Origin of the sequence: Streptomyces swartbergensis (assembly GCF_002148965.1) — a bacterium.
Lineage (GTDB): Bacteria > Actinomycetota > Actinomycetes > Streptomycetales > Streptomycetaceae > Streptomyces > Streptomyces swartbergensis.
The window spans coordinates 18,716-29,086 of record NZ_NGFN01000060.1 but is presented as its reverse complement, the minus strand read 5'-3'; the positions used below and the strand labels follow the sequence as shown (position 1 = coordinate 29,086).

At 68.5% G+C, this 10,371-nt stretch carries 9 protein-coding genes; 7 read left to right on the top strand and 2 right to left on the bottom strand.

Annotation, left to right across the window (positions count from 1 at the left end):
• Positions 1 to 715 precede the first annotated feature (715 nt).
• Positions 716 to 1,900, top strand: coding sequence for an MFS transporter (locus CA983_RS12710; RefSeq protein WP_244206841.1), 1,185 nt, complete (start codon positions 716 to 718; stop codon positions 1,898 to 1,900).
• A gap of 90 nt (positions 1,901 to 1,990) precedes the next feature.
• Here the strand turns inward: CA983_RS12710 and CA983_RS12705 are convergent, their stop codons facing one another.
• Complete coding sequence (locus CA983_RS12705; protein ID WP_086601004.1) at positions 1,991 to 2,770, bottom strand: fumarylacetoacetate hydrolase family protein; 780 nt, start codon at positions 2,768 to 2,770, stop codon at positions 1,991 to 1,993.
• 186 nt (positions 2,771 to 2,956) lie between these two features.
• Here CA983_RS12705 and CA983_RS12700 point away from each other — a divergent pair, with 186 nt between their 5' ends.
• The gene (locus CA983_RS12700; RefSeq protein ID WP_086601003.1) at positions 2,957 to 3,988 is read left to right on the top strand and encodes a LacI family DNA-binding transcriptional regulator; all 1,032 of its coding nucleotides are present in this window, start codon (positions 2,957 to 2,959) and stop codon (positions 3,986 to 3,988) included.
• Positions 3,989 to 4,127: 139 nt separating this feature from the next.
• On the opposite strand, the gene CA983_RS12695 is transcribed toward CA983_RS12700, so the two are convergent.
• Positions 4,128 to 4,694: an NADPH-dependent FMN reductase gene (locus CA983_RS12695; RefSeq protein WP_244206839.1), complete on the bottom strand. Its 567-nt coding sequence runs from the start codon at positions 4,692 to 4,694 to the stop codon at positions 4,128 to 4,130.
• Positions 4,695 to 5,195: 501 nt separating this feature from the next.
• On the opposite strand from CA983_RS12695, the gene eno reads away from it, so the two are divergent.
• The 5 genes from eno to CA983_RS12670 all read left to right on the top strand — a co-directional run bounded on the left by eno (position 5,196) and on the right by CA983_RS12670 (position 10,296).
• Complete coding sequence (gene eno / locus CA983_RS12690) at positions 5,196 to 6,506, top strand: phosphopyruvate hydratase (RefSeq protein ID WP_086601001.1); 1,311 nt, start codon at positions 5,196 to 5,198, stop codon at positions 6,504 to 6,506.
• 60 nt (positions 6,507 to 6,566) lie between these two features.
• Positions 6,567 to 7,571, top strand: coding sequence for a VOC family protein (locus CA983_RS12685; protein ID WP_086601000.1), 1,005 nt, complete (start codon positions 6,567 to 6,569; stop codon positions 7,569 to 7,571).
• 32 nt (positions 7,572 to 7,603) lie between these two features.
• Positions 7,604 to 8,155 carry a carboxymuconolactone decarboxylase family protein gene (locus tag CA983_RS12680; RefSeq protein WP_086600999.1) on the top strand — a complete coding sequence of 184 codons (552 nt, stop codon included), beginning with the start codon at positions 7,604 to 7,606 and terminating at the stop codon, positions 8,153 to 8,155.
• A gap of 49 nt (positions 8,156 to 8,204) precedes the next feature.
• A complete protein-coding gene (locus tag CA983_RS12675) occupies positions 8,205 to 9,305 on the top strand; it encodes an alcohol dehydrogenase catalytic domain-containing protein (protein ID WP_086600998.1) in 1,101 nt (366 codons plus the stop codon).
• An 85-nt stretch (positions 9,306 to 9,390) separates the two neighbouring features.
• The gene (locus tag CA983_RS12670; protein ID WP_086600997.1) at positions 9,391 to 10,296 is read left to right on the top strand and encodes a LysR substrate-binding domain-containing protein; all 906 of its coding nucleotides are present in this window, start codon (positions 9,391 to 9,393) and stop codon (positions 10,294 to 10,296) included.
• The last annotated feature ends 75 nt before the right edge of the window (positions 10,297 to 10,371 follow it).

Below are 10,371 nucleotides of genomic sequence, written 5' to 3'. Positions count from 1 at the left end.
AGGGGGCACTGGGCCGGGTGGGCTGCCGGCGCTCGCCGACTTGTGGTCGGTTCGGGCGCCACGCCCCTGGAACGGGTCACGAGATGCCGGGGCACGTCGAATCACTCTGTCACAGCCACGTGGTGCTAACGATAGCACTCACGGCCTTCGACGCGTCAAGAGTGTGACGCACAGCCGGTCGCCGGCGCCTTGTGGCACGGCCCGGCCAATATCGAGGAACCCGGCCACCACGGGAAACGATGGAATTCCGAAGAAATCCGTTGTCCGCATCTTGACGCGCCACGGACTTCCCTTCATGGTTCTGGCAACACCGACCGTGTGACCCGGTAAATGGCCGCACGAGGTCCGGCTGTCGAAGACGCCATAGCCACGGACGTCCCGGCGGGCGACATACGGCTGAGTTCCGCATGCGGCATGCGACCGCGCGGCAGCCCGTCGCCCCTTTTCCGCCCGTCGGCGGCCGCATCACCGTCGCCGACTCGACCGAGTCCGTGTTCACCGCTTCTGGTCTTCCCGTTCCTCCCCCCACTGCTTCTCGTCTCACCGCTTCTCGCCGCCGCCCGTACGACCCGTACCGGCGATGCGTCCGCCGCGGCCTGCCGTGGCCCATTCCTCCTCAGGAGCCGCTATGACTCACGCAGCGCAAGTCGACACCAGTGCAGTTCCCGGCGACGGCACTGATCAGGAAAGCACCCGTCCGCCCATTTCCCGGGCCATGATCGGGACGGGCTTCCTGCTGATCATCCTCTCCTACATGGTCAATGCGATGGACCGCCAGGTCTTCCCTCCCCTGCTGCCCAACATCCGTGAGGAGTACGGGTTCTCCCTGGAGCAGGGCGGGCTGCTGGCGACCAACTTCACCCTCGGTATGGCCCTGGCCGGCCTGCCCGCGGGCTACTTCCTGGACCGCTTCCGACGAAAGACGGTGTTGCTGGCCAGCATCGTGATCTACTCCGTGGGCACGATGGCCACGCCGCTGGCCACCGGTTTCGCCGACATGACCCTGTACCGGGTCGTCTCGGGCTTCGGTGAGGGCATGCAGTCCGCCGCCATCTTCGCCGCGATGGGCGCCTTCTTCGCCCACCGGCGCGGTCTCGCCTTCGGCATCATCGGCGTGGGCTACTCCGTCGGCGTGTTCATCGCCCCGCTGATCGGCGTCCACCTCATGGGCCTGCACGGCACCTGGCACTCGCCCTTCTATCTCTTCGGCACCGCCGGCCTGCTGATAGCCGCCGCCTCCCTGTTCCTTGTGAGGTCCGGTCTGACCGAGCACTCCACCGAACACGTCGTATCGACCAAGACCTACGACCACATGCCGGCCTCGGCCTACAACCGCAACACCATCGCCCTGACCGTCCACTCCGTCGTCAGCGGCGTGGCAATCTACGGCTTCCTTGGCCTCTACCCGACGTACCTCATCACCTCGCTGCACTACTCCGCCGAGCAGGCCGCACTGGCCATGAGCTTCCTCGGCTTCGGTGGCATGACGGCCGTACTCGGCGGCTGGCTCGGCGACCGCGTCAACCAGCGCACCCTGCTCGTCCTCAGCCTGCTGGCCGTCTCCGCCATCAGCGTGTGCATCTACGAGACGCAGGCCTCAGTGGGCCTGCAGTGCGTGTTCGCCTTCCTCATGGGCGCGTTCGGGCTGGGCTTCATCTACCCCAACACCAACAGCGCGATGCAGCGGGCCGTCCGTCCCGGGCAGATCGGACGCGCCTCAGGTCTCTTCGTCACCAGCTACTACGGACCGGCGGCATTCTCGGGACTGCTCTTCGCCGCGCTCGTGGACTCCTTCGGCTGGAGCCAGGCGGGCCTGCTCCAGGTCACGTTCCTCCCGCTGGTGGGCGTCGCCGCCCTGACCTTCGTCCGTCCCGCGGTGTTCAACAACGCGGTCCGCTGACGCGGCCCACCACTGACACGCCAAGGGGCCTGCCCACCGCCGAGCGGTGGGCAGGCCCCGTTGGGGCGGAAGCCGGCGGGCGTCCGCCGGTCAACGGCTCTCGGCCACGACAGGATTGCGCAGGACGCCGATGCCCTCGATCTCGACCTCTACCTCGTCCCCGGGACGGATCGGCCCGACGCCGGAAGGCGTGCCGGTCATGATCATGTCTCCGGGCAGCAGCGTCAGATGGCGGCTGAGGTAGCTGACGAGGTCCGGAGCCGGGAGCAGCAGGTCCGCCGTGCTCGCCGACTGCATGACCGTGCCGTTCACACGGGTCGTCAGGGACAGCCCCGAAGGGTCGAGCTCGGTCGCGATGACCGGCCCGACGGGAGCGAAGGTGTCCTGGCCCTTCCCGATCAGGAGCGTTCCGTAAGTGCTTTCCTTGCGCTGGACGACGCGGTCACTGACGTCATTGCCGCACGTATAGCCGAGGATGTACTCATGGGCCTCCGAGGGCTTCACATGGCGGGCTTTCTTTCCGATGACGGCGACCAACTCGCCTTCGAAATGGATCAGTTCACCGTCCGCCGGATAGACGATGGCATCCCCCGGCCCCACAACCGCCGTGCTCGGCTTCATGAAGCACACCGGAACTTCGGGAATCTCACGGTCGGTCTCATCGACATGTGAGGCGTAGTTGTAGGCGAACCCGAATATCCGGGGTTGCTCGACCGGCGGGAGAATGACGACGTCGTCCACCTGGTCGATGTGCCCCGTAGGGGACAACCCGGTGAAGGGATCACCCTCGAATCTCGCGATCCTCGCGTCACCGGATTCGAGTTCCCCGTAGTGACGCACCCCGCCGATGGCATACCTGACGATCCGCACGGAAACCTCCGCAACTAGGCAGCCGCGGGCGGCTGCACGGCCCATTCAGCAATGCTAACGTTAGCACAAAGACAGAGGTCAACCCGGCGCCCTCCATCCCGCCCGACCACGGAGCGCAACGGCGGTGCTATCGTTGGCACACGGAATGTGACGGCACGGGACCAGTCAGTCGAGGGGATTCCTTACGTGATCACGACCAGGGACATCGCCGAGCGCCTCGGAGTCTCCGTGTCGACGGTGGGACGGGCGCTCGCCGACGATCCACGTATCAGCGAGGAGACCAAGTTCCGCGTCAGACAGGCCGCTTCCGAGATGGGGTACGTCGGCAACCGGGCGGCCCGGATGATGCGCGGAGCCTCCAGCAACGTGGTCGCGCTGGTGATCCCGGACATCCGCAACAGCTTCTACTCGACCATCGCGCACGAGCTGTCCAAGAACATGGAGGCCGAGGGCTTCCAGCTGATGCTCTCGGAGACCGACGACGACCGGACGGCGGAACTCCGCCACCTGCGGGAACTGTCCGCCAACCGCGTGGCCGGCGTCATCATCGTGCCCACCGCCCGCCCGCACACCGAGTCCGTCAGACTCCTGCGCGCCATGCCGCACTTGCAGCTGCTGCGCCGCCACCCGTCGCTCGGTTCGCAGTGGTTCGGCGTGGACGACCACGAGGCGCTGCGTCAGGCCACGGCCCACCTGGTGGCGCAGGGCCACACCCGCATCGCCTACCTCGGCGGCCCCGAAGAGCTGCCCACGGGCGCCGAGCGTCTGCGCGGCTTCCGCAGCGCCCTGCACGAAGGTGGCCTGCCGGACGATGCCGGGCGCGCGGAGCTGGGACCGCCGTCGTCGGTCGACCACGGCCGCGATACGGTGCGCAGGCTACTGACGGGGCGGGATGTGCCCACCGCGCTCGTGCTGGGATCGATCCAGCTCACCCTCGGCGTCCTGGAGGAGCTGTCCCAGCAGGGTGTGAAGGTGCCCCAGGAGCTGTCCGTGGTCGGGTTCGGGGACGAGCCCGGGTTCTCCTGGTGGGGCCCTGGACTCACCACGGTCGGCCTGCCCATCCAGGAGATGGCCACCGGCTGCGCGCTGTGGATGATGCGTCGCCTCAAGACCAAGCCGAGCAACGACGGCCCGTACACGTCACTCTCCCCCGGGTCGCTGGTCGTGCGCGGCAGTACGGCGCCCCCTGGCGGAAAGGCTCCGTCCAGGCCCGTCTGAGTCATGGGCGGCCCGTCTGAGTCATGGGCGGCCCGCCTGAGTCACGGGCGGTCCGCGCCCGCCATGGGAACCTCGGCCACCACGACGAAAGGCGCCCGGAGCAATGCGCTCCGGGCGCCTTCACGTCCTCGCTGCCGGGTCAGTACGTTCCACTGCGCAGCCGGCGCATGACGGCAGCGGTGCGCACGAGCTCGTCGAGCATCTGCTCGGCGGCGGCCTCATGGATCTTGCCCGGCCGGAACGCACCGTCCTCGACGCGTTCATTGACGAACGGAATGCTCACAGTCGGGCCGATCGGCAGCATCCGCAGATTCGCCACGACCTGCTTGGCCATCTGCACCGCCCGGGTGCCCGCCGAGACACCTCCGTAGCTCACGAACGCGGCAGGCTTGTGCTGCCACTCCACGACGAGGAAGTCCCACGCGTTCTTCAGGGGAGCCGGGAAGCCTCCGTTGTATTCCGGGGTGACGAACACGAACGCGTCCGAGGCGTCGACGATCCGGCTCCATGCGCGGGTGTGGCTCTTCGTGTACTGCTGCAGAGCGGGCGGATGCGGCTCGTCGAAGAACGGCAGAGCGAGTTCGTGCAGGTCGACCAGGTGCGACTCGAACTGCTCGCACTCCGCGACCCGGGCGGTGAACCAATCCGCGACGGACCTGCCCACGCGTCCGGGACGCGTGCTGGCCACCACTGTGGTGAGGGTCATCGGTGCCACAGAGGGCTCGGGTGTCATGTCGGGCTCGCTTTCCTGTCGACCACGATCGGGCCCGGCGAACCCGCGCTGCCTGTGCTGTCCGTCGGTTCAGGGCAGCGCGGGCTCGCCGGAGCTCTTGCCGCAGCGCAACGGGTCGCGCGAACGGATTGTGCAAACGATAGCATTCACGTGCCGATGGACCAAGAGTGACGGAAACCAGCAGCAGAAACCGGACCGGAACACCTGTCACCCCTTGACAGAACCACCGACACTTCGCACGATTGCGCTATCGTTAGCACGTTGAGGGCCGCAGCGGATGAGCATCCCTCGTCCTCCCCCTTGTCACTCGCGCCCAGGGCGCCGCACCCCTTCGGACGCCGGCTCCGGCCTTCGACCTCGCCAGTTCGTGGGCGCGGAGTCGTACGTCTCCGGCTGCGGGGACGCCCTCCCCCGATGACAGGCGCAGGCACCGCTCGGCGCCCCGACGTCCGAACTCCGAAAGGTTGCACCGCCATGACAGACGCGCGGATCGCCAAGCTCCACGGCCGCAGGGTGTGGGACTCACGCGGGCGACCGACCGTGGAGGCCGAGGTCCATCTCGCGGACGGCGCGATCGGCCGGGCCATCGCACCGGCGGGCGCGTCGACGGGCCAGGGCGAGGCGCTCGACCTGCGCGACGGCGGCAGCCGCTTCGGCGGACTCGACGTCCATCGCGCGGTCGGTTCGGTGAACCATGAGATCGCGCCCGCCCTCCTGAATCGCGACGCGACCGACCAGGAGGCCGTCGACCGGCTCCTGGTGGACCTCGACGGCACCCCCGACCGCAGCCGTCTCGGCGGCAACGCGATCGTGGCCACGTCCATGGCGGTCCTGCACGCCGCCGCCGCGTCTGCGGGCGTACCGCTGTGGCAGCACCTGGCAGGCGGACGGCCGGTCCGTATCCCCCTGCCGGAGATCCAGATCTTCGGCGGCGGTGCCCATGCGGACCGTCGCGTCGACGTCCAGGACTTCATGGTGATGTGCCCTGCGGCCGGCAGCTTCTCCGAGGCGCTGGACTGGACAGCGGAGATCTACCGGGCGGCCGGAAGCCTCATGCGCAAGGCGGGCAAGGCCCAGGGTGTGGCCGACGAAGGCGGCTTCTGGCCCGCGTTCGACTCCAACGAGGAGGCGCTGGAGACACTGACCCGGGCCATCGAGGCGGCGGGCTTCGCACCCTCGACCCAGGTCGGCATCTCGCTGGACGTCGCCGCCTCGCAGTTCGGCAGCGGCGGACGGTACACCCTGGCCCTGGACGACCGCACGCTGGACACCGCGGCGCTGATCGACATGCTGGGCGACTGGATCCAGCGGTATCCGATCCTGTCCGTCGAGGACCCGGTGGGCGAGGACGACACCGACGGCATGGTGGAGTTCACCCGGCGTTACGGCCACCGCTGCCAGGTGATCGGCGACGACTACCTGGTCACGAACGCCAAGCGGGTGGAGGCGGCGGCCACCGGCGGGGCGGCGAACGCCGTCCTCGTCAAGCCGAACCAGGCCGGCACCGTCACGGAGGCGTTCCAGGCCCTGCGCGCCGGCAAGGACGCCGGCTTCGGCACCATCGTCTCCGCCCGGTCCGGTGAGACCGAGGACATCACCATCGCCCATCTGAGCGTCGGCTGGGACGCCGGTCAGCTCAAGGTGGGCTCGTTCACCCGCTCCGAGCGGATGGCCAAGTGGAACGAGGTTCTGCGCATCGAGGAGTCCCTCGGTGAATCCGCGGAATTCAGCGGATGGTCCGCCTTCGCATTCCCCGAATCCGGGCCTTGGACGACCAAGTCGTAAAACCGTCTCGAAGTATTACAGTCACCGAAATACAGAGCCGATCGGAGCACGGAGACCAGCATGCTGCCACCCGTCAATCTGCGCCCGAGTTTCAACATCACCCGCGCCAGTCATGTCCGGCTCACCGTCGCCGACCTGGCCGAGAGCCGGAACTTCTACGTGAACGCGCTGGGTCTCGTCGTCAGCGACGAGGACGACCGCACCTGCCACCTCCGCGGCCTGGCCGAGGCCTGCCACCACAGCCTCGTCCTGGAACTGGACCAAGAGGGCGCGGGCGCGTGCAGGAGGATCGGCTTCCGGGTGTTCTTCGACGAGGACCTCGATCTCGCGTACGCCTGGTTCCGTGAGCGCGGCCTGCCCGCCGAGTGGGTCGACGTCCCGTACCAGGGCCGCACCCTGCACGTCAGCGACCCCATCGGCACGCCGCTCGAACTGTGCGCGCACATGGAGACCAGGCCCAGGCTGCACATCGACTTCGCTCAGTACAAGGGCGCCCACGCGCAGCGTCTGGACCACTTCCAGACCTTCGCGCCGGACACCTACGCACTGACCGCCTTCTACGGCGAGCTCGGCTTCCGCAACTCGGAGTACCTGGAGCACGGCGACAAGCTGCTGGGCGCCTTCATGTACCGCAAGGGCACCTGCCTGGACCTCGCGATCGTCGAGAACACCGGGCCCGCCCTGCACCACTTCGCCTACACCGTCTCCGAGAGCCGCGACATCTTCTCCGCCTGCGACTGGGCGGGCATCCTCGGATACGGCGACGGCGTGGAACGGGGCCCAGGACGGCACGGTCCGGGCGGGATGCTCTTCGCCTACCTCCGGGACCCCGACGGGCACCGGGTGGAGGTCTTCAACAGCCACTACCAGACGATCGACACCGAGATCGAGCCCGTGCGCTGGGACGCGGCCTCGCTGAGCACCAACGCGCGCTGGGGCCTGCCGGCCCTGGAGAAGTGGTACTTCGAGGCGTCGCCCTTCGTCGGCGTACCGCGGATCCCGCCGGCCGAGCCGCCGAAGCCGATGTCGCTGGAGCGGTTCCTGCTCGAGCAGCCCCTCCCCTGAACCTTCCGTCCGCCCCGCCCCAAGGAGACGTCATGGCACGAGTTCCCTACCTGCGCCGCGAGGACGCGGACGAGTCGCTGAAGCCGCTCTATGACCGGCTGGAGACCGAACGCAAGGTACCGACGGCGAACATCTTCCTCGCCCTCACCAACGCGCCCACCCAGCTGGACGCATTCCTGACCTACGCCAACTCGCTGCGGGCCGCCGACCTCAGCCCCAGGTTGCGCGAGCTGGCGATCCTGACCGTGGGTCACGCCACCCGGTCCGCGTACGAGGTCGCACACCACCAGTCGCACGGGCTCAAGGCCGGGCTCACCGAGGAACAGCTCGCGGCGGTGGCCGACTTCGAGTCGGCCGACCTGTTCGACGAGATGGAGAAGGCGGTCATGCGCCTCGCGAGGGAGTCCACGCTCCAGGTCGACGTCTCGGCGGAGACGTGGCGTGCCGCCGCCGAGCACCTGACGGACCGGCAGATGGTCGAACTGTCGTTGTCCATCGCCTGGTACAACTCCGGCGTCCGCATCATGGGTCTGCTGGACATCGACCTCGAGGACGACTACCCGAATCCTTTCCCGAATCCGTAGCTTTCGGCACCGTACGGCCTTTCAATTCAGGAGTATTTCAATGGCGAAAATGCTCGCTGCCCGACTGCACACGCTCGGTGAGCCGATGTCGGTGGACACGATCGACGTGCCGGTCCCGCGGCCGACCGATGTGCTGGTGCGGGTCAAGGCATGCGGAATCGTGCCGAACATGGCGAACGTCATCAACAACTGGCCCACCTGGTATCCGCACCAGCCGCTACCCAAGCTCCCCGCGATCTTCGGGCTGGACCCCGCGGGCGTGGTCGAGGCGGTCGGCGAAGCGGTGCTCAACACCAAGCCCGGCGACCGGGTCTATGTGAGCCCACTGCGGTCCTGCGGGAGCTGTCAGGTCTGCCGCGGGGGCGAGCTCAGCCGGTGCCGCTACTTCACTCTGAACGGCTACTTCAGCACCTCGCGCGACGGCCAGCGGATCTTCGACCTCTACCCCTACGGCGGCTTCGCCGAGTACATGACGGCGCCGCAGTACTCGATCGTCAACATCCCCGACAACATGACGTTCGAGCAGGCGGGCAAACTCGGCTACATCGGCACCGCCTACGGCGCCCTCAAGCACGCCACGGCCGGCCCCGGACAGGTCGCGCTCATCGACGGGATCACGGGCACACTCGGCGTCGCCTCCACCCTCCTCGCCCTGGCCTCCGGCGTCTCCAGGGTCCTCGGCACGGGCCGCAACGAGGAACTCCTCAAGCGCGTCAAGGAGTTGGCCCCGGACCGGATCGAAGTCATGCGCCTGGGCGAGGGCTCCACCGGCGAGTGGGCCAAGTCCCGCACCGGCGGCGAGGGAGCGGACTTCGTCATCAGCGCCCTCGGCGCCAAGGCCCCGGTGGAGACGATGCTCGACTCCATGCAGGGCGTGCGCCGCGGCGGCAAGGTGGTCAATGTCGGCGGCGTGGCCGACCGGCTGCCCGTCGACGTGAAGTGGCTCATGGACGAGCAGGTCCAGCTGATCGGCTCCAACTGGTTCACCACCGCGCAGGGCCAGGAAGTCGCCGACATGGTGGCGACCGGGGCACTGGACCTGTCCTACCTGACCACCAAGCCCTTCCCGCTGGCCGAGGTCAACGAGGCGATTTCGGGGCGCGTCACCGACCTCGACGGCGGATTCAGCAACTACGTCGTGATCCCCTGAACCGCGGATCCCGCATCCTCACCCCGCGGCGGGCCTGTTCTGCCCTGACGCCGCCGCGGGATGTCCCGGCAGGACGGAGAAACCGGTGGAACTGCGCTGGCTGGAGTCGTTCGTCGTCGTCGCGGAGGAACTGCACTTCGCGCGAGCCTCGGACCGGCTGCATCTCGCACCGTCGGCGCTCAGCGCCCAGATCAGAGCGCTGGAGTCACACCTCGGCGTACGACTCATCGACCGCGGACGGCGCACCCGCCCGGCTCTGACCAGCGCCGGGCGGCTCTTCCTCGAAGAGGCACGGCTGACCCTCGCGCAGGCCGCACGGGCCGAGGCGGTGGGCCGGCGTGCCGGTCGAGGAGAGCTCGGACATGCCCAGATCGCGTACGTCGCCTCGGCCGCGTTCTCCGGCGTGCTGACCGACGTGCTCACCCGCTGCGCGGCCCCCGGCACCGAACTCACTGTGCAGGTCCGTGAGTTGGAGACACCTGCCCAGCTGGAAGCGCTGGCCTGCGGGGACATCGACGTCGGCTTCCTGCGCTGGAGACCGGAGTACCCGTCCGACGTCACGGCCACCTGCCTGCTCACCGAACAGGTCGTCGTCGCACTGCCGGCCGCCGCCCCACTCGCGGCGTACGAGGCGGTACCGGCGGCCCAACTGTGCGACGAGAACTTCGTGGCCCCGCACTTCGATGAGGAGTACGGCTGCCGCGACCAGATCCTCGAAGTGGCGGAGCAAGGGGGCTTCAGTCCGCGGTGCGCTCCCCCCGTGCGGGACTACATCGCGGCCCTGACACTGGTGGGCGGCGGTCTCGCGGTGGCCCTCGTCCCCGATTCGCTGCGCCGCGTGCAGGTCCCGGGAGTGGCGTACCGTCCGCTGGCGGACGTGGCGCTGACGACCCGGCTGGTCGGCGCCTACCGCAAGGGGGAGACCTCACCTGCCGTGCGCGGAGTGATCCGCCGTCTCCGGGAGGCCGCTGCCGCCACGGCCACCGCCTGAGCCACCGAGCCACAACAGGCGTCCGGCGTGAGCCTGACGCCCTGTCGGCATGCCGTCCGTTCAGGGCACCGGTCA

Coding starts and splice junctions, on each gene's coding strand:
- CA983_RS12710 (WP_244206841.1), top strand. CDS start 716: ATGATCGGGACGGGCTTCCTGCTGATCATCCTCTCCTACATGGTCAAT.
- CA983_RS12695 (WP_244206839.1), bottom strand. CDS start 4,694: ATGACCCTCACCACAGTGGTGGCCAGCACGCGTCCCGGACGCGTGGGC.
- eno (WP_086601001.1), top strand. CDS start 5,196: ATGACAGACGCGCGGATCGCCAAGCTCCACGGCCGCAGGGTGTGGGAC.
- CA983_RS12685 (WP_086601000.1), top strand. CDS start 6,567: ATGCTGCCACCCGTCAATCTGCGCCCGAGTTTCAACATCACCCGCGCC.
- CA983_RS12680 (WP_086600999.1), top strand. CDS start 7,604: ATGGCACGAGTTCCCTACCTGCGCCGCGAGGACGCGGACGAGTCGCTG.
- CA983_RS12675 (WP_086600998.1), top strand. CDS start 8,205: ATGCTCGCTGCCCGACTGCACACGCTCGGTGAGCCGATGTCGGTGGAC.